Source organism: Streptomyces sp. 4F14, from assembly GCF_048159485.1.
Classification (GTDB): domain Bacteria; phylum Actinomycetota; class Actinomycetes; order Streptomycetales; family Streptomycetaceae; genus Streptomyces.
On the sequence record NZ_JBLRVY010000003.1, the window covers coordinates 170,523 to 187,858 of the forward strand.

15 protein-coding genes are annotated in these 17,336 nt (G+C 71.2%); 8 read left to right on the top strand and 7 right to left on the bottom strand.

Going from position 1 to position 17,336, the window contains the following annotated elements:
• The first annotated feature begins 144 nt into the window (after nucleotides 1–144).
• Both ACLZOT_RS05480 and ACLZOT_RS05485 read left to right on the top strand, forming a co-directional pair.
• Nucleotides 145–1,350, top strand: a complete 1,206-nt coding sequence (locus tag ACLZOT_RS05480; RefSeq protein ID WP_416967563.1) for a cytochrome P450 — start codon at nucleotides 145–147, stop codon at nucleotides 1,348–1,350.
• Nucleotides 1,351–1,387: 37 nt separating this feature from the next.
• Nucleotides 1,388–1,528: a hypothetical protein gene (locus tag ACLZOT_RS05485; RefSeq protein WP_416967564.1), complete on the top strand. Its 141-nt coding sequence runs from the start codon at nucleotides 1,388–1,390 to the stop codon at nucleotides 1,526–1,528.
• 63 nt (nucleotides 1,529–1,591) lie between these two features.
• Here ACLZOT_RS05485 and ACLZOT_RS05490 read toward each other — a convergent pair whose 3' ends face one another.
• Both ACLZOT_RS05490 and ACLZOT_RS05495 read right to left on the bottom strand, forming a co-directional pair.
• Nucleotides 1,592–3,739 (bottom strand): MMPL family transporter, encoded by a 2,148-nt coding sequence (locus ACLZOT_RS05490; RefSeq protein WP_416967565.1) that lies wholly within the window; start codon nucleotides 3,737–3,739, stop codon nucleotides 1,592–1,594.
• Between the two features lie 82 nt (nucleotides 3,740–3,821).
• Nucleotides 3,822–4,505 carry an SDR family NAD(P)-dependent oxidoreductase gene (locus ACLZOT_RS05495; protein ID WP_416967566.1) on the bottom strand — a complete coding sequence of 228 codons (684 nt, stop codon included), beginning with the start codon at nucleotides 4,503–4,505 and terminating at the stop codon, nucleotides 3,822–3,824.
• Between the two features lie 159 nt (nucleotides 4,506–4,664).
• On the opposite strand from ACLZOT_RS05495, the gene ACLZOT_RS05500 reads away from it, so the two are divergent.
• Both ACLZOT_RS05500 and ACLZOT_RS05505 read left to right on the top strand, forming a co-directional pair.
• A complete protein-coding gene (locus ACLZOT_RS05500; RefSeq protein ID WP_416967567.1) occupies nucleotides 4,665–6,302 on the top strand; it encodes a multicopper oxidase family protein in 1,638 nt (545 codons plus the stop codon).
• Between the two features lie 202 nt (nucleotides 6,303–6,504).
• A complete protein-coding gene (locus tag ACLZOT_RS05505) occupies nucleotides 6,505–7,698 on the top strand; it encodes an FAD-dependent monooxygenase (protein ID WP_416967568.1) in 1,194 nt (397 codons plus the stop codon).
• 94 nt (nucleotides 7,699–7,792) lie between these two features.
• Here the strand turns inward: ACLZOT_RS05505 and ACLZOT_RS05510 are convergent, their stop codons facing one another.
• Nucleotides 7,793–8,329: a VOC family protein gene (locus tag ACLZOT_RS05510; protein ID WP_416967569.1), complete on the bottom strand. Its 537-nt coding sequence runs from the start codon at nucleotides 8,327–8,329 to the stop codon at nucleotides 7,793–7,795.
• A 221-nt stretch (nucleotides 8,330–8,550) separates the two neighbouring features.
• On the opposite strand from ACLZOT_RS05510, the gene ACLZOT_RS05515 reads away from it, so the two are divergent.
• The 3 genes from ACLZOT_RS05515 to ACLZOT_RS05525 are packed head-to-tail and all read left to right on the top strand — an operon-like array spanning nucleotide 8,551 to nucleotide 11,824.
• A complete protein-coding gene (locus ACLZOT_RS05515) occupies nucleotides 8,551–9,954 on the top strand; it encodes an NAD(P)/FAD-dependent oxidoreductase (RefSeq protein ID WP_416967570.1) in 1,404 nt (467 codons plus the stop codon).
• The gene (locus ACLZOT_RS05520) at nucleotides 9,951–10,949 is read left to right on the top strand and encodes a methyltransferase (RefSeq protein WP_416967571.1); all 999 of its coding nucleotides are present in this window, start codon (nucleotides 9,951–9,953) and stop codon (nucleotides 10,947–10,949) included. The genes ACLZOT_RS05515 and ACLZOT_RS05520 overlap by 4 nt, the downstream gene beginning before the upstream one ends.
• A gap of 14 nt (nucleotides 10,950–10,963) precedes the next feature.
• Entirely contained in the window at nucleotides 10,964–11,824 is an 861-nt protein-coding gene (locus tag ACLZOT_RS05525) for an LLM class flavin-dependent oxidoreductase (protein WP_416967572.1), read from the top strand.
• A gap of 202 nt (nucleotides 11,825–12,026) precedes the next feature.
• On the opposite strand, the gene ACLZOT_RS05530 is transcribed toward ACLZOT_RS05525, so the two are convergent.
• Nucleotides 12,027–13,301, bottom strand: a complete 1,275-nt coding sequence (locus tag ACLZOT_RS05530; RefSeq protein ID WP_416967573.1) for a cation:proton antiporter — start codon at nucleotides 13,299–13,301, stop codon at nucleotides 12,027–12,029.
• A 103-nt stretch (nucleotides 13,302–13,404) separates the two neighbouring features.
• Nucleotides 13,405–13,920: a hypothetical protein gene (locus tag ACLZOT_RS05535; RefSeq protein WP_416967574.1), complete on the bottom strand. Its 516-nt coding sequence runs from the start codon at nucleotides 13,918–13,920 to the stop codon at nucleotides 13,405–13,407.
• 135 nt (nucleotides 13,921–14,055) lie between these two features.
• Between ACLZOT_RS05535 and ACLZOT_RS05540 the strand changes: the two genes are divergently transcribed.
• Nucleotides 14,056–14,532, top strand: a complete 477-nt coding sequence (locus ACLZOT_RS05540; protein ID WP_416967575.1) for a MarR family transcriptional regulator — start codon at nucleotides 14,056–14,058, stop codon at nucleotides 14,530–14,532.
• Nucleotides 14,533–14,536: 4 nt separating this feature from the next.
• Here the strand turns inward: ACLZOT_RS05540 and ACLZOT_RS05545 are convergent, their stop codons facing one another.
• Together ACLZOT_RS05545 and ACLZOT_RS05550 are read right to left on the bottom strand one after the other, a co-directional pair.
• Entirely contained in the window at nucleotides 14,537–15,550 is a 1,014-nt protein-coding gene (locus ACLZOT_RS05545) for a methyltransferase (protein ID WP_416967576.1), read from the bottom strand.
• 13 nt (nucleotides 15,551–15,563) lie between these two features.
• Entirely contained in the window at nucleotides 15,564–17,189 is a 1,626-nt protein-coding gene (locus ACLZOT_RS05550) for an FAD-dependent monooxygenase (protein WP_416967577.1), read from the bottom strand.
• Nucleotides 17,190–17,336: the final 147 nt, after the last annotated feature.

The window sequence follows — 17,336 nt, forward strand, 5'->3', positions numbered from 1 at the left end:
GGGCATGGTGGTGAGCGGCGCCTCACGGCCGGTCGAAGCACGCTCGAACGCGGGGGGCCGGTGGGGGTGCCTTCTTGAGCGGATGTGAAGCGACCCGTGGTGCACTGCGCGACCGAAGTCCCCCACGACGAAGGAGAGCAGGCCGTGGTGCCTGAACAACACGAGCGACCTTTGGACTTCCCCTTCGCCTTCCCCGCCGGTACGGCCCAGCCCGGTCAGCTCGCGCTGCTGCGCGGAGAGGCGCCGGTCGCCCGGGTGACGCTGGCGACCGGCGACGAAGCCTGGCTGGTCACCCGGTACGCCGATGTGCAACTCGTCCTGAACGACGCCCGGTTCAGCCGGGCCGCCGCCGAGGCGCCCGGAGCCCCGCGGATGGGCGCCTCCAACCCGGGACCCGACGTCCTGCTCGGCATGGACGGCCCCGACCACGCCCGGCTGCGGCGCCTCGCGGTCAAGCACTTCACGAACCGCCGGGTGGAGCGGCTGCGCCCCTGGACGCAGCGCCTGGCCGACTCGCTCCTCGACACGCTCGTCGAGACGGGCCCGCCCGGCGACCTGGTGCCGGGGCTCGCGCTGCCCGTGCCGCTGATGCTGGTCCTCGAACTGCTCGGCGTGCCCCGCGAGGACAGCCCGCGCCTGTGCGCCTGGACGGACACGGCGTTCAGCATGACCCGCCACTCCCACGCCGAGATCGTGGCGGCGAGAGGCCACCTGGAGGAGTACGTCTCCGGCATGATCGCGCTGCGCCGCGAGCGGCCCGGCGACGATCTGCTGGGCGCGCTGGTCGCCGAGCGCGACGAGGGCGGGCGGCTCACCGAGAAGGAGCTCGTCGGGTTCGCGTTCCTGCTGGTCACCGCCGGCTACCTGAGCACCGTCAACGCGATCTCCAGCGGTGTCCTGACCTTGCTGCTGAACCCCGGCGAGCTGGCCGGGCTGCGGGCACGCCCCGAGGCGGTGCCGGCGGCGGTCGAGGAGCTGCTGCGCCACAACCCCTCGGCGATCACGGGGGCGCTGCCCCGGGTCGTCCTGGAGGACGTCGAGCTGGGCGGCGTGCGGATCAGGGCCGGTGAGGCCGTGGTGCCGGCGATCGGGTCGGCCAACCACGACGCGGCCGTCTTCGACCGGCCCGAACTGGTGGACGTGGCCCGCGCCACCAACCCCCACCTCGCCTTCGGGTACGGCGTGCACCGCTGCCTGGGCGCGCAGATGGCCCGCATGGAGCTCCAGGTCGCGGTGGCGACGCTGCTGAGGCGGCTGCCCGGCCTCCGGCTGGCCGTCCCGGAGCACGAACTGCGCTGGAAGGATCACCCGGTCTCCCGAGGGTTGCTGTCGCTGCCGGTGGAGTGGTGATGCGGTTGGCCTGGGGGGTGCTGCGGTTGGCCGGGGGGTGAGGTGGCTGGTCGGGGGTGATGCGGTCGTCCCGGGGGTGACGCCGCTGGTCGGGGGTGACGCGGTCGGCCCGGGGGTGCTGCGGTTGGCCGAGGGTGACGCGGTCGGCCGGGGGGTGACGCCTCCGGTCGAGGCGTGATGCGGCCGGTCGAAGGGCAACGCGGTCGTGCCCGGCGGGAGGTGTCGCCGGGCACGGCCTCGCTCACCTCACCTGATGCTGCTCGACCTTGACCTCGGGCAGCGCCCGCGCCAGCGTCCCCGGCAGCCACCAGGCCCGCTCCCCGAGCAGCCGCATCGCGGCCGGCACGATGAGGCAGCGGATGACCACCGCGTCGATGAGGATGGCGACCGCGAGCCCGAACCCGAACTGCCGCAGCATCCGGTCGGGGCTGAGCATGAAGCCGCCGAAGACCACGATCATCACGGCCCCGGCGGCGGTGACGACGGCCCCGGTGTGGGCGAGGCCCTCGCGGACCGCGCGCCCGGCGTCCTGGGTGCGCAGCCACTCCTCCCGCATCCGGGAGACGAGGAAGATCTCGTAGTCCATGGAGAGCCCGAAGACGATCGCGAAGATCATGGTCGGGATGAACGCCTCGATGGGCCCGGGCTCGGCGCCGAACCAGCCGTGCTGGAAGACGAGGGAGACCGCGCCGAGCGCGGCGCCGACGCTGAGCAGGTTGAGGACGGCGGCCTTGAGGGGGATCAGCACCGAGCGGAACACCATCATCAGCAGCAGCACGGACAGGCCGATGACGATGGCCACGAACAGCGGCAGCTTGCCCCCGATGGTGTCGGAGAAGTCGATGACGGCCCCGGTCGCCCCGCCGACCAGGTACTCGGCCTTCGTCTGCGCGCTCACCCCGGGCAGCACGTCGTCCCGCAGGTGGTGGACGAGCTTCGTGGTCGCCTCGTCCTGCGGCGCGGTCCTCGGGACGGCCAGCAGCATCGCGGCCTTGCCGTCCTCGGTCGGGATCGGCCCGTTGACCAGCGCGATCCCGGGCGTGTCCTTGAGGGTCGCGGCGGCGGTCCCGGCGGCCTTCACCGCGTCGTCGCCCTCGGTGACGACGACCAGCGGCCCGTTGAAGCCGGGCCCGAACCCCCGGGCGAGGAGGTCGTAGGCGACTCGGCTGGTCGTGCCGTCCGGGTCGTTCCCGGCGTCGGCGAGCCCGAGCCGCAGGTCGGTCGCGGGCACGGCGAGCGCGCCCAGCGCGACGACGGGCAGCAGCAGCGCGGCCCAGGGACGCCGCTGGACGGCCTGCCCCCAGGCCCGCCACCGGGCGCCCTCCTCGGCTTTGCCCTTGGCGGCTCTCTTCGCGGCGCGCGCGGTGAACTGCCGGGCGAACCGCTTGCCGAAGATCGCGAGCAGCGAGGGCAGCAGGGTCAGCGAGGCCAGCATGGTGAGCAGGACGGTGAGCGCGACCGCGAGGGCCATGCCGCGCAGCGAGCCGAGACCGAGGGCGACGAGTCCGAGGAGCGCGATGATGACGGTGCAGCCCGCGAACAGCACGGTCCGCCCGGCACCTTCGAGGGCCCGGCGCTCGGCCTCGTCGGGGGCGACGTCCTGGACGAGTTCGGCCCGGTAACGGGCGAAGATCAGCAGCGCGTAGTCGATCCCGACGCCCAGACCGACCAGGGACATGACATACGGCGAGTAGCTGGCGATCGTGAACGTGTGCGAGGCCAGCACGATCACGCCCAGCGTCGCGCCGACCGCGAACACGGCCGTGATGACCGGGAGGCTCGCGGCGATCACCGTGCCGAACATGAACAGCAGGATCAGCAGCGCCGCGAAGATCCCGGCGCCCTCGGCCCCGCTGCCCTGGTTCTCGCCGAGCTTGCGCGCGGCCTCGCCGCCCAGCTCGACCTGGAGGCCGTCCTTCTTCTCGATCTCCCGCGCGGTGTCGAGGATCTTCTCGCTCTGTGCGAGGGGGACGTCCTCGGCGGGCCGGTCCAGTTCGACGGTGGCGTAGGCGATCGTCCCGTCGGCCGACACCGCCGACCTGTCCTGGTAGGGACTGGTGACCCCGACGACGCCGGGCAGGCCGGAGACCTGCTTCAGCATGCCGGCGACCGCGTTCTCGGTGCCGGGGTTCCGCACCCCGTTCTTGTCGTGCAGGACGATGTTCACGGTGTTCCAGGCGTTGCCCGCCCCGTGGTCCTTGAGGATCTCCAGCGCGTTCTGGGTCTCGGTGCCGGGCAGCGAGTAGTCGTCCCGGTAGCGGTCGCCCGCCTGCGAGGCGCCGGCCCAGACGCCGACGAGCACGGCGAGCCAGAGGATCAGCGCGGTCCAGCGGTGCCGATTGGCGAAGACCGCGATCCGGGAGAAGACACCGGGTGGGCGAGTAGACATGGCGGTCGTGATTCCCCTTGTGGAAGAGATGGGGAGACATGGACCCACACCCCGCTAGTGTCCGAGTACAGTCACGCTGGATTCACCACGGCATGGTGCCCGAGGACCGCAGGAACACCCCCGAAGGCCCGCCCTCCGGCAGCGTCGCGGCGTCCGCGACGGGCACGGCGGCCTCCTCCACCGTCCGCTCCGCGTCGGGCCGCATCCGGGTTCTGACCAGCCCCGGGTTGACGGAGTTCACCAGCACCCCGGTCCCCTCGGTCTCCTTCGCCAGCATCACGGTCAGCGCGTTCAGCGCGGTCTTGGACGCCGAGTACGCCGGACACCGCGCGGCCGGCCCGTACGCGAACGACGCGGCACCGCTCGACACGTTGACGACCCTGCCCCACCCGCGCTCCACCATCCCCGGCACCAGCGCCCGCGCCATCCGCCAGGCGCCCAGCAGATTGACGTCCAGGGTGTGGCGTACGACGTCGAGGTCGACGGCGGAGGGGGACTGGCCCCAGTCCAGCTGCACCCCGGCGTTGTTGACGAGCATGTCGACGGTGCCCGCGTGGCCGACCGCGCGGTCCACGGACGCCTGGTCGGTGACGTCGAGGACGAGGGGGACGGCGCGGGGGCCGAGGAGTTCGGCGGCCCCGGTCGCGGCGTCCTTGTCGCGGGCGGCGACCAGGACGCGGTGCCCCCGGGAGTACAGTTCGGCGGCCACGGCGAGGCCGAGACCGCGGTTCGCTCCGGTCACGAGGGCGGTGAAGGAAGGGGACATGTCGACTCCTGGACCGGACGCGGGCGCGGACACGTCCGAGCATGCGGGCGGCGGCTGGAGAACCGCTCGAACGGTGTGACATGCGGCTTCGCCACCCGATCGAGCAGGAATCGAGCAAGACTCCCCCGCCGCTCCGGAGGGCGAACCCATAATTCCCCAATGACTGGTAAAGAAAGCTCCACGACCGACTCTCACCGGGGAGGCGGTCCGGCCGTGGAGCACGGCGGCGGGGCGCCCGCGAAACGCCCCAGGACCATCCGCCGCAGGCTGCTGTTGATCACCGGGGGAGTGCTCGGCATCGGGGTGCTCGGCGCGGGCGCGTACGCCGCGAACTTCGCCGTCGCCTACCGGGGCCGCAAACTCAGCAACGTCGGCGACCTCTCCTTCGCGAACAAGGTGCGCATCCCCCCGCTCCTGGAGGGCAAGGACGACGGCTCCGGCCGGCGGGTCTTCGAACTCACCGCGCGGAAGGGGAAGAGCGAGCTGCTGCCCGGCAAGCAGACCTCGACCTGGGGCATCAACGGGGCTTTCCTGGGGCCCACGTTGAGGGTCCGCAAGGGCCAGAAGATCGCCGTCTCCCTCACCAACGACCTCCCCGAGGCGACCACCCTGCACTGGCACGGCATGCACCTGCCCGCCGACATGGACGGCGGCCCGCACCAGATGGTCCGCCCCGGCGAGACCTGGAGACCCGAGTGGGAGGTCGCCCAGCCCGCCGCGACCCTCTGGTACCACCCGCACCCGCACCAGAGCACCGCCGACCACGTGTCCCGGGGCATCGCCGGCCTGTTCATCGTCGAGGACGACGAGGCGGACAGGGCCGGGCTCCCGGGCTCCTACGGCGTGGACGACATTCCGCTGATCCTCCAGGACCGCGCCTTCGACGACGACGGCTCCATCGACCTGCGCGGCGCCTCCTTCCTCCAGAGCCTCGCCGGGGTCGGCAGCCCCGGGGTGCTCGGCGACAAGATCCTCGTCAACGGCACGTACGACCCGCACGTCGAGGTGTCCACCACCCTCGTCCGGTTCCGGCTGCTCAACGGCTCCAACGCCCGTTCCTACAACCTGGCGTTCACCGACAGCCGCGAGTTCCACCTCGTCGGGCAGGAGAACGGGCTCCTCGAACAGCCCCTGCCGCTGCGGCGGTTGCAGATGTCGCCGGGGGAACGCGCCGAGATCGTCGTGAAGTTCGAGCCCGGCGAGAAGGTCGTGCTGCGCAGCTATCCGCCGGAGCTGGGGCTGTCGTTCCCCACCAAGCGGTTCGGGGGCGGCGAGGACACCTTCGACATGATCGAGGTGCGCGCGAAGGCCCGGCTCACCACGTCACCGCCGCTGCCCGGGCGGCTGCGGGGGGCACAGGCCGCGATCACCGTCCCGGCGGACGCGAAGGTGCGCACCTTCGACTTCAACAGCACCGTGATCAACGGCAAGGGCATGGACATGAGCCGGATCGACGAGGTCTGCCCGGCCGGGAAGGTCGAGATCTGGGAGGTGAGCGGGGACGCGGAGGTCGTCCACAACTTCCACGTCCACGGCCTCACCTTCAACGTCATCGACTACGGCGGCAGGAAGCCGGACGCCTGGCTCAAGGGCCCCAAGGACACCGTGCGGGTGCCCCCGGGCGGCACGATGCGGCTCGCGGTCGCGCTGCCGCCGTACACCGATCCGAAGACGCCGTACATGTTCCACTGCCACATCCTGCGCCATGAGGACGTGGGAATGATGGGCCAGTTCACGGTCGTGAAACCCGGTACGGAGGGCAGCGCGCCACGCAGCGTAGAGGCGTCGCACCACTGACCGCCGCGAGAAGAAGCGCCGTACTCGGGATGCCGGGTGCGGCGCTTCTCCGTGTCCGGACGCCCGCGGCCTTCACTTGACATTCAAGTATCTCGACCCTCAAGATAAAGAAGTGCCTTGAACGTCAAGAAGATCGACCTTCAAGAGGAATCGTCGTGCGCCAAGAGCGGAATGTTGCCCAGGTTCCAGGAGGAACACTGTGATGAACACAAGGAGCGCGGCCCTCATCGGCTGCGGCATCGCCGGACCGGTCCTGGCCCTCTTCCTGCAGAAGGCGGGGATCGAGGCGGTCATCTACGAGGCCGGCGACGAACCCCGCGACGAGGCGGGCGCCTTCCTCAACCTCGCTCCCAACGGCCTCGCCGTCCTCGACACCCTGGGCATCCGGGGGGACGTCGAGCAGTACGGCAGCGCCACCACCAGCACCGCCTTCCTCAACCACCACGGCAAGAAACTCGGCGAGAACCCCGCCGAGACACTGCTCCTCAAGCGCGGCCTGCTCAACAAGGGCCTGCGCGAGGCGGCCGTGAAGCGCGGCATCCGCATCGAGTACGGCAAGTTCTTCGAGGCCGTCGCAGAGACCGACGACGGTGTCCTGATCCGCTTCGCCGACGGCTCCACCGCCGAGGCGGACATCCTCATCGGCTGCGACGGCATCCACTCCAGGACCCGCTACACCGTCATGCCCGAAGCCCCCCGCCCCGAGTACACGGGGGTGATCGGCACCGCCGGCTACACCCGCTCCCGGGACGCCGCGCCCGCCGACGGCGTCATGCGGATGTCCTTCTGCTACAAGGGCTTCTTCGGCTACCAGACTATCCCCGGCGGCGAGGTCTACTGGTTCGAGAACTACCACGAGCCCGTCGAGCCCGGCCGCGGCGAGACCGAGCGCACCTCCCACGACGAGTGGCAGAAGCGCCTCCTGCTGCGCCACCGCAAGGACCACCACCCGGTCTCCGCGATCATCGACTCCACGCCGGGCGGCATCATCGGCTACCCCATCTACGACATGATGACGCTCCCGACCTGGCACCGCGGCAAGGTCTGCCTCGTCGGCGACGCCGCGCACGCCACCTCGCCGCACGTCGGACAGGGCGCGTCGATGGCGATGGAGGACGCGATCGTGCTCGCCAAGTGCCTGCGCGACCTGCCCACCCCGCAGCGGGCGTTCGCCGCGTTCCAGGCGATCCGCCAGGACCGCGTGGAGAAGATCATCAAGGAGGGGCGCCGGACCGGCAACCAGAAGGCGGCGCCCAACGGCCTCGCCCGCATGGTCCGTGACCTGGTCCTGCCGTTCTTCCTGAAGCTCGGCGTCAAGGCGACCGTCCCCGTGTACTCCTACCGGGTCTCCTGGGAGGAGAAGGTGGCCGAGAACGCCGTGGCCGCCGCCCGCTGACGACGGACGGCGGCCCTCTGGGGAACCGGCAGGGACCGTGCCCTGCCGGTTCCCCCTTCTCAGTGGCTCGGTGAGCTCAGTGGGCTCGGTGAGCTCAGTGATCCGAGTGCGTCGAGATCTGCACGTAGTTGCCCTCGGGGTCGGCGACGTACGCCTGACGCTCCCCCCACGGCTGGTTCTTCGGCGCCATCAGGACCTTCGCCCCGGCGTTCTTCGCCTTCTTGAACGCGGCGTCCACGTCCGCGGCGAGCACGGCGACGTCCGACTGCTTCTGCGTCGACTTGCCGATGTGCTTCAGCGGAGTGTTCTGCTTGATCGTGTCGAACGACGTGAAAGTGATGTAGTAGGCGTCCCCCTTGGACACGGTTCCGAAGGCCGCGGTCCCCACCGCGGGGAATCGGAAGTCCACCTGGAAACCCAGGGCGTTCTTGTAGAAGTCGAGCATCTTGTCGACGTCGCTGGTGTACAGGTTCGGCTGGCCGAAACGGGCCGGGGCCGCCGCGGCGACCGCGGCCGTGCGCTGTGCCTCGGGCTCGGCGACGGCGTTGCCGACACTGTTCAGGCCCACCAGCAGCAGCGCGGTCACGCCCGTGCTCGCGGCCCATCTTCGCGCGTTCGACGACGTCCTCATCGGTCACTCCTCGTGCTCTGTGATGTACAGAGCCCGATTGAGCCAGACCGTGGCCGATTCCTGCTTGCGGGAGGCTCGCACACCACTCGAACGAGTGCATCGAGCCATGTGACGGCGCGTTGAGCCCCCTTCAACTCCCTTTCCAGCGTGGGCCCTCACGGTGGCGAACGGCATTCCGCCCCGCTACCGCGTCCCGGAGGGACGCAGGGATTGGAGATCTCATGCGCGACTCCACGCAGATCCTCGTCATCGGGGGAGGCCCCGCCGGCTCGACGGCGGCCGGCCTGCTGGCCAAGGAGGGCTTCGAGGTCACGCTGCTGGAACGGGACAAGTTCCCCCGCTACCACATCGGCGAGTCGATCCTCCCCTCCTGCCGGCCGATCCTCGAACACCTCGGCGTCTGGGACAAGGTCAACCGCCACGGCTTCCAGCCCAAGGGCGGCGCCTACTTCTTCTGGGGCCCCGAGGAGTGGGAGGTCAACTTCGGCGGCCTCGGCGCGGACGGCACCAACGCCTGGCAGGTCGTCCGCTCCGAGTTCGACGAGATCCTCCTGCGCCACGCCGCCGAACTCGGCGTGACCGTCGTCGAGGAGACCACCGTCAAGGAGGTCCACTTCGACAACGGCCGCCCCGTCGCCGCGAGTTGGGCCGGCACCAAGGACCCCTCCCGGTCCGGCCGGATCACCTTCGACTACGTCATCGACGCCTCCGGACGCACCGGCCTCATCGCCGCCCGGCAGCACAAGACGCGCGCGTACCACGAGGTGTTCCAGAACGTCGCCGCCTGGACCTACTGGAAGGGCGTCAAACGCCTCGACCGGGGACCCGACGGCGCCATCGCCGTGTGCTCCGCGCCCGACGGCTGGTTCTGGGTGATCCCCCTGCACGACGGCACGACCAGCGTCGGCCTCGTCACCGGCCGCGACATCTTCAACGAGAAGAAACGCCTCCAGGGCGGCATCCAGGAGGTGTACGACCAGGCCGTCACCGAGTGCCCGCAGGTCGCCGGCCTGCTGGAGGGCGCCGAGCAGGTCGCCGGGATGAAGGTCGAGCAGGACTACTCGTACACCGCCGAACGGTTCTGCGGCCCCGGCTACCTCCTCAGCGGCGACGCCGCCTGCTTCCTCGACCCGCTCCTGTCCACCGGCGTCCACCTCGCCACGTACAGCGGCATGCTCAGCGCCGCCAGCCTCGGCAGCGTGCTGCGCCGCGAGGTCGCCGAGGACGAGGCGTGGGACTTCTACCAGACCGTGTACCGGCACGCCTACGAACGGCTGCTGGTCCTCGTCTCCGTCTTCTACGAGAGCTACCGGGGCAAGGAGCACCACTTCTACAACGCCCAGCGCCTCACCCAGTCCCAGCGCGAGGGCCTCGACCTCCAGGAGGCGTTCAACCGCATCGTCACCGGCATCGCCGACATGGACGACGCGCAGGACGTCTACGCCAGCGTCCACGCCCACCTCAACGGCGCCACCAGCGGCGACCCCAACCCGCTCGCCAACCTCAACAAGGTGCACGAGCAGAAACAGGCGCCGATGAACCCCGCGAACGCCGTCGGCGGGCTGTACCTCACCTTCGGGCCCAAGCTCGGGCTGCGCCGCGCCGAAGGGAACCAGGGCCGATGACCCCCGACGACATCACGAAGATCAGTGGCCTCGCGCACAGCTTCACCGTCTCCAAACTCCTCCTGAGCGCCGTCGAGATCGACCTGTTCACCACCCTCGCGAACACCGTCGAGGGCAGCGCCGAGACCGAGGAACTGCGCGCCGCGACCGGGCTGCACGCGCGCGCCGCCACCGACTTCTTCGACGCGCTCGTCGCCCTCGGCCTCCTGGAGAAGACCGAGGGCCGCTACCGCAACAGCCCCCTCGCCCAGGGGCACCTGGTGCGCGGCGAGAACTTCCGGGGCGGCTTCCTCGACGGCGCGGGCCACGCCCTCTACCCCGCCTGGGGGCGGCTCACCGAGGCGCTGCGCACCGGGAAGCCGCAGGCCGAGGGCGACTTCGAGGCCATGCTCGACGACCCCCGGGCCCGGCGGACGTTCCTCGCGATGCAGGACGCGCTGAGCGCTCCGCTGGTGCCGCAGCTGCTGGCCGCCGTCGATCTCGGGGAGTTCTCGACCCTCGTCGACGTCGGCGGGGCACGCGGCAACCTCGCCGGGCTCCTCCTCCAGGCCGCCCCCGGGCTCACCGCCCGCGTCTTCGACCGGCCCCAGAACGCCGGGCCCTGCGCCGAGCACGCCAAGACCCTCGGCGTCGAGGGGCGGCTCGACTTCACCGGCGGCGACTTCTTCGCCGATCCGCTGCCCGCCGCCGACGTCGTCGTCATCGGGCACGTCCTCGCCGACTTCTCCGTCGACGAGCGGAAGGTGCTGGTCCGTAAGGCGTACGAGGCCGTCTCGCCCGGCGGTGCGCTGCTCGTGTACGACCCGATGCCGGGGGACGAACCCCATCTCCCCGCGCTCGTGTCCAGCCTCCACATGCTCGTCATGACACCCGCCGGGGCCGGCTATCACCCCGGCGACTGCGAACAGTGGCTGCGGGGCGCCGGGTTCACCGACGTCAGCCGGCATCCGCTGCTCCTCGGCAACACGTTGCTCGTCGCCCGTAAGCCCGGCTGAGAGAGGGGCGTTCCATGGAGGTCGGAGTGGGGCTTCCCACGACCGTGCCGGACGTCGACGGGGGCCGCCTCACGGGGTGGGCCCGGGAGGCCGAGAACCTCGGGTTCGCGAGCCTCGGTGTCCTCGACCGGCTGGTGTACGACAACTACGAGTCGCTGACGTCGCTCGCCGCCGCCGCTGCCGTGACCGAGCAGATCCGGCTCACGTCCAGCATCCTCATCGCCGCGTACCGGCCGGGGACGGCCGTCCTCGCGAAACAGGCGGCCACGGTCCATGCGTTGTCCGGCGGGCGGCTTGTGCTGGGGGTCGCGGCGGGTGGGCGGGACGACGACTACCGGGCCACCGGAGCGGCGTACGGGGACCGGGGGCGGCGGCTCGACGCGATGATCGCCGAGATGCGGGAGATCTGGGCCGGGCGGGGGGCGGTTCCCGGTATCGGGCCGGTCTTCTCCGAGGCGGATCGCCCCGGGCTGATCGTCGGTGGGCATACGCCGGCCGCGATGGCGCGGGCCGCGCGGTGCGCCGACGGGTGGATCGCGGGGGGTTCCTCCGCCACCGGGTACGCCGAACTCGCCTCCCGTGCGCGGGATGCTTGGCGGGTGGCGGGGCGGGTCGACAAACCCCGGCTTGTCGCCCTCGTGTACGCCTGCCTCGGGCCCCGTGCGCGGGACATCGCCGAGAGCTATCTCCGGTCGTACTACGCGTTCATCGGGCCCAAGGCCGAGATGGCCGCGAAGGCGGTGGTCATCGGGGCGGAGGCGCTGCGGGAGACTGCGTCGGCGTATGAGGGGGCGGGCTGCGACGAGTTGCTCGTGTTTCCGTGTACGGCGGAGCTGGGGCAGCTGGAGTTGTTGGCGAAGGCTGCGTTGGGGTGAGCCGGGGCGCCAACGGGGGTGCCACGATGGGGTGTTGGGCGGCTGCGGGTGCGTTGTGGTTGTTCGCGCAGTTCCCCGCGCCCCTATCGGCGTGGTGGTAGCCGCACATTGATACAGCCCCGCGCCCCTGGGCGGCGTACTTCGAAACGGAGTTGAATGGTGGGCGGGGCGGCTGTTGGTGGCCGTCCCGCCCGTTCGTTTCTCAGGTGCTGCGGTGGGCCGGTTTGCGGGATTCACGTACGGCTTTGTCCTCGCGGATCCGGTCCTCCGGGTAGATGAACGGGAGGATGATGCCCGCCATCGCCGTGGTCACCAGGGCCATGACCACCATCAGGGAGTACAACTGCTGGTCCAGGACGCCCAGTTGGAGGCCCACCGTCAGGACTATGAGTTCGGTCAGGCCCCTGGTGTTGATGAGGAGGGCCAGGACTGTCGAGTGGCGGGGGCGGATTCCGTTGAGGCGGGCTCCTGTGTAGGCGCCCAGGAATTTGCCGCCGATCGCCACCAGGAGGATCAGGGTCAGTTCGCCGAAGGATGTCGCCGTCATGGCGGAGAGGTCCACCTTCAGGCCCGCGACCATGAAGAAGACCGGGAGCAGGAGGACGGAGGAGGCTCGCTCGATCCAGGGGAGAGCGCGGTGGCGTAGGCGGGTCGCGCCCTCGCGGGGGAGGGCGATGCCCAGGAGGAACGCGCCGAAGATGAGGTGCAGGCCCATCCACTCGGTGGCCTCGGCGGAGAGGAGGACTCCGGTGGCCACGGCGAGGAGGATGGCCGCGTCCGTGAGCCAGTTCGCCCTTCCCTTGTCGCGGCGGGCCAGTTTCGCCAGCAGGGGGCGGACCATCCACAGCATCGCCGCCGCGTACGGCACGACCAGCGCGAGGTGCCAGGGGGCGCCGCCGGCGCCGGCGAGGGCGGCGACCGCGGCCAGCAGGGACCAGGCGAGGACGTCGTCGACGGCCGCGGAGGCCAGCGCGAGGCCGCCGATGGGCGTGTCGATGAGGCCCTTGTCCGTGAGGATGCGGGCGAGGACGGGGAACGCCGTCACCGACATGGCCGTACCGAGGAAGAGGACGAACGCGAGCCGGTCGTGCGTGGGGTGGTTCGCGGCGAGGTGGAGGGCGAGGAGGGCGCCGAGGGCGAAGGGGAGGGCGATTGCGCTGAGGGAGACGCTCGCGGCGATGCGGCCCTGGCCGCGCAGCAGGGCGCGGTCGAATTCGAGGCCGACGAGGAACATGAAGACGCAGACGCCGATGTTCGCCAGGTCCGTGAGGGCGGGGCGGATGCCGGCCGGGAAGAGGGCGGCGGTGAGGTCGCCGTCGAAGAGGGTCGGGCCGAGGAGGATGCCGCCGATGATCTCGCCGATGACGGGCGGCTGTTTGAGGCGTCGCGCTAGGGCGCCGAGCAGGCGGGCGACGGTGACGATCACGGCGAGTGCGAGCAGCAGTGCGCCGAGGGTGCTCAGGTCTTCGCTGGTCATCGCGGGGCTCTCCTTCGCTTCGCGACCCGCCCGCCGGGGGACGGACGGGCAGGCCGCGAAGGTACGGGGAGCCGCTCAAGGCTCTGTCGAAGGGGTCACACGGTCATACGCTGTCGCTCTCGGGGCGCGGGCCCGGCCGGGAGGGGTCGGGGAGGGCGGGGTGGTCGCCGTCGCGGTGCGCCCGGCGGGCCTCCTCGACGAACTCGCGCGTGAACATCGAGGAGAGGTTGGCCATGCCGCCCCGGGAGACCCGGACCTCGCTGTGCTGGAGGCGGCCGGTGAGCCGGATCCGGCGGCCGCCGGTGCCCGGGGCGTGCCGCTGGGCGTCCTTGACCTTGGAGTTGTCCGGGAGTTCGAGGCCGGTCTCGTCGAGCGTCGAGCCGTCCGGGACGAGGAGCTTGACCGTGGAGCGCTCGGCCGTCAGGTGGACGGTGATCTCGCCGTCCGGGATGCGGTGCGAGCGCAGGTCGAGGTGGAGGGAGGAGCGGCGGGCCCGGACCTCGATCCGCCGGGACTCGGTCCAGTGGCCGAGCTTCTTCTCCGAGGTGTAGTACACCTCGACCAGGACGGTCTCCTCGGTGTTGTTACTGTCCTTGTTCATGTCGTGCGGGGTGCTCATCGCAGTGTTCCTCCTGGAACCCGGGCAACATTCCCGATCTCGTACCGCCGGTGGTCCGCGCGGCTTGATTTTCCTTGCCGGTCAACTATCTTGACTGTCAAGGAGTACTCCTATCTTGAAGGTCGAGATACTTGAATGTCAAGTGAAGCTGTGACCGGCCTGGACAAGGACGCGCTGTCCTGGGAACTCGCGAACGAGGTCCGGGCCCTGCAGAGCGCTGTCGAGGCCGTGGACGCGGCCGCCGCCGCCCGGCTCGGCATCAACCAGACCGACCTGCGCTGTCTGGACGTACTCCTCCAGCGCGAGAGCGCCGCACCCGGGGAACTGGGTGCGGCGCTCGGACTCACCACCGGCAGCGTCACGGCCATGCTGGACCGGCTCGACAAGCTCGGGTATCTCACCCGCGAACCGGACCCGGGGGACCGGCGGCGGTCCGTCGTCCGGGCCAGCGAACGGACCCGGAAGGCGGCCGAAGAGATCTACCGGCCGCTCGCCGAGGAGGCCCACGCCGGGCTCCAGCGCTACTCGACGGAGGAACTCGGGCTGCTGCTCGACTTCGTCCGCGGCAGCCGCGAGGTCCAGGAGAGGCACGTCTCCCGGATCCGCGGCTGAGAGGTCACTCCTTCCTGGCCACGACCAGCGTCACGTCGTGGCCCAGTGCCGTGTGGCCGACCGAGGCGAAGCCCGCCGCCCGCATCCAGCCCGCGCACTGCTCCAGGTCGTAGCCCGTGCCGTGCGGGGTCATCAGCTGGAGGTTGAGGCTGCGGACCAGGTTGCGCAGATAGCTGTCCGCGCCGGCCACGATCACCGGGTCCCACACCAGGAACGCCCCGCCCGGCCGGACCGCCGCGAACGCCGTCCGCACCAGCCGCTGCCGCTGCTCGTCGTTCCAGTCGATCAGGGAGTGGCCGATCATCACCACGTCCGCCTCCGGCAGCGGCCCCGCGAAGAAGTCACCGCCGTGGAAGCCGACCTTCCCGGTCATCCCGATCGCCGCCATGTGCGCGGTGAAGTCGGGCTCCATCTGCGGCAGGTCGAAGACCCGGGCCGCCAGGTGCGGATGCGCCCGGACCAGCCCGGCCAGCACGTTCCCCCGGCAGCCGCCCAGCTCCAGCACCGAGCGGTGCGCCGACCAGTCGAAGCGGGACGCCAGCGCCGGGATCAGCGGACGGCTCGCGTCCTCCGCCATGCCGACGAGGCCGCCCTTCTTCTCCTCGCTGTCGTACAGCTCACCGAACATGTCCTCGCCGGTGAACGTCGCGGCCTGCGGGGCGCCCGTGCGCAGGGACTCCGCCAGCCGGCCCCACGCCCCGTACATCACCTGGTCCGCGGCCCTCAGGAACCCGCCCAGGTAGCCGTCGCCGCCCGGCACCAGGCAGTCCCGTGTCATCGGCGTGTCCCGGTACGTGCCGTGCTCGTCCCGCTCCAGGAAGCCCAGTTCGGCCAGGGCCGCCAGGAAGTGGGCGGTGCCCCTCGGGTGCAGGCCGAGCCTGACGCGCAGCTCCTCGGCGGTGCCCGGCTCCTTCGCCAGCGCCTCGAACAGGCCCAGTTCGAGGCCCGTCAGCACCAGCTTCGCCGACTGGAACGCCATCGCCTGCCCGAGGACGGCACCCGCGCTCGTGTCCGTCATCGCCGGCGCCCCCTCACACCGACGCCGGCGTGTGGCCGGCCGCCTGGGCGATCACGTCCGACAGCACCGCGAGGGGATCGCCCGCGGCGCCCAGGGAACGCCACGCCACGAAGGCGTCCGGACGGACCAGGACCGCGCCCGCCGCGCCCACCCCGTACACGTCCGTCCACGCGCGGTCCTCGGCCGGCCGCAGGGCCTCCGCCTCACCGATCGCGTGCGTGCGCAGCGGGATGCCCAGCTTCTCGGCGACCTTCGCCGCCGCCTGCGCCCACGCGGTGCCCTGCGGGCCGTGCAGCAGGACGTACGAGTCCCAGAACAGGTCGATCGTCGAGATCCGCTCCGTACTCGTGGCCGCGCCCCGGTACAGCCACAGGTGCGGGGCGCGGGTGCCCGGCTCGCCCGCCAGCTCCAGGTCCGGGGAGAGGACCTTCGCGCCCGGCGGGGCGATCACCGACGAGGAGCGGTACCGGTAGCCGAGGGTGATGATCACGTCGTCCACGAAGTCCGCGCGGTCCTGCTCGGTGGCGTAGCCGTGCCGGATGCGGTTGCGGACCAGGGCCTGCTCCGACATCGCCGTACCCAGCGGGCGGCGCTCCGCGTCGTACGTGTCGAGGAGGGCGTCCGAGCCCCAGCCCTGGAGGGCCGCCGCGAGTTTCCACGACAGGTTGTGGGCGTCGTGGATGCCGGTGTTCGCGCCGAAGCCGCCGGCCGGGGGGTGCAGGTGGGCGGCGTCGCCCGCGAGGAAGACGCGGCCCTTGCGGAACGTCTCCGAGACGAGCTGGGCGCCCCGCCACGGGACCTTCGCGACGACCTCGACGTCGATGTCCTTGCCCGCCGCCCTGCGGACGATCTCCGCGCAGCGCTCGTCGTCGAAGTCCTCCGGCTTCTCGCCCTTGTCCGGGTAGTACAGGGGCGTCGCCAGCCACGGGTCGCAGCCGTGCAGCCGGGACAGGCCCATCAGGGTGCCGCCCGCGCTCGCGTAGCACAGGATGAACTTCGCGTCCTTCAGCAGCACTTCCAGCTCGGGGGCGCGGAAGTAGATGCTCAGGGCGTCGAAGACCGTGCCCCGCCCGCTGCGGGTGACCCCCAGGGCCTCCCGGGTACGGCTGCCCGCGCCGTCCGCGCCGACCATGTAGTCCGCGCGGATCGTGAACCGCCTGCCGCCCGCCTCCTCGGCGACCGCCGTCACCCCGCTCTCGTCCTGCTCGAACGAGACCAGCCGGGTCCCGAAGCGTACGTCGGCGCCGGCCTCCCGCGCCTTGTCCGCGAGCACCTTCTCGTAGCGGTCCTGGCCGCAGCCCATCACCTTCTCCGGGCTCACCGTCGGACCGTCCAGGGACGGGGCCTCCAGCAGGACCGCGTCGTCGATCTCCGCGAAGGTGTGCACCTTGATGATGCCGCCCTCGAAATAGGCGTGCGAGTCGCCCATCTCCAGGGCCCTTATCTCCGGGCCCAGGCCCGCCGCCCGGAACAGCTCCATCGTGCGGGCCTGCAGACCCGGGGCGCGCGGGAGGGTGGAGGTGCTGTCGCGCTTCTCCAGCAGCATCGTGCGCACACCGCGGCGGCCGCTGAACAGGGCGGTGGACAGCCCCACGGGGCCTCCCCCGATGATCAGCACCGGGATCCTCACGTCGTACATGCATGTCCCCTCTGGACGATCCGGACGGTCGGACGAACGCGAGATGAATAGCCGCGCGGGCTCAAGGGGCGGTGGAGCGTACGGCGGGTCCGGGGGCGCACTGTCCGGGTTCGAGGGGCTCTCGACCTGGGGGTGGGACGGTCCCCG

What these genes read in the sequence shown, in the direction of transcription:
- ACLZOT_RS05490 (WP_416967565.1), bottom strand. Translation starts at nt 3,739, where the DNA reads ATGTCTACTCGCCCACCCGGTGTCTTCTCCCGGATCGCGGTCTTCGCC.
- ACLZOT_RS05495 (WP_416967566.1), bottom strand. Translation starts at nt 4,505, where the DNA reads ATGTCCCCTTCCTTCACCGCCCTCGTGACCGGAGCGAACCGCGGTCTC.
- ACLZOT_RS05500 (WP_416967567.1), top strand. Translation starts at nt 4,665, where the DNA reads ATGACTGGTAAAGAAAGCTCCACGACCGACTCTCACCGGGGAGGCGGT.
- ACLZOT_RS05505 (WP_416967568.1), top strand. Translation starts at nt 6,505, where the DNA reads ATGAACACAAGGAGCGCGGCCCTCATCGGCTGCGGCATCGCCGGACCG.
- ACLZOT_RS05510 (WP_416967569.1), bottom strand. Translation starts at nt 8,329, where the DNA reads ATGAGGACGTCGTCGAACGCGCGAAGATGGGCCGCGAGCACGGGCGTG.
- ACLZOT_RS05515 (WP_416967570.1), top strand. Translation starts at nt 8,551, where the DNA reads ATGCGCGACTCCACGCAGATCCTCGTCATCGGGGGAGGCCCCGCCGGC.
- ACLZOT_RS05520 (WP_416967571.1), top strand. Translation starts at nt 9,951, where the DNA reads ATGACCCCCGACGACATCACGAAGATCAGTGGCCTCGCGCACAGCTTC.
- ACLZOT_RS05525 (WP_416967572.1), top strand. Translation starts at nt 10,964, where the DNA reads ATGGAGGTCGGAGTGGGGCTTCCCACGACCGTGCCGGACGTCGACGGG.
- ACLZOT_RS05530 (WP_416967573.1), bottom strand. Translation starts at nt 13,301, where the DNA reads ATGACCAGCGAAGACCTGAGCACCCTCGGCGCACTGCTGCTCGCACTC.
- ACLZOT_RS05535 (WP_416967574.1), bottom strand. Translation starts at nt 13,920, where the DNA reads ATGAGCACCCCGCACGACATGAACAAGGACAGTAACAACACCGAGGAG.
- ACLZOT_RS05540 (WP_416967575.1), top strand. Translation starts at nt 14,056, where the DNA reads ATGTCAAGTGAAGCTGTGACCGGCCTGGACAAGGACGCGCTGTCCTGG.
- ACLZOT_RS05545 (WP_416967576.1), bottom strand. Translation starts at nt 15,550, where the DNA reads ATGACGGACACGAGCGCGGGTGCCGTCCTCGGGCAGGCGATGGCGTTC.
- ACLZOT_RS05550 (WP_416967577.1), bottom strand. Translation starts at nt 17,189, where the DNA reads ATGTACGACGTGAGGATCCCGGTGCTGATCATCGGGGGAGGCCCCGTG.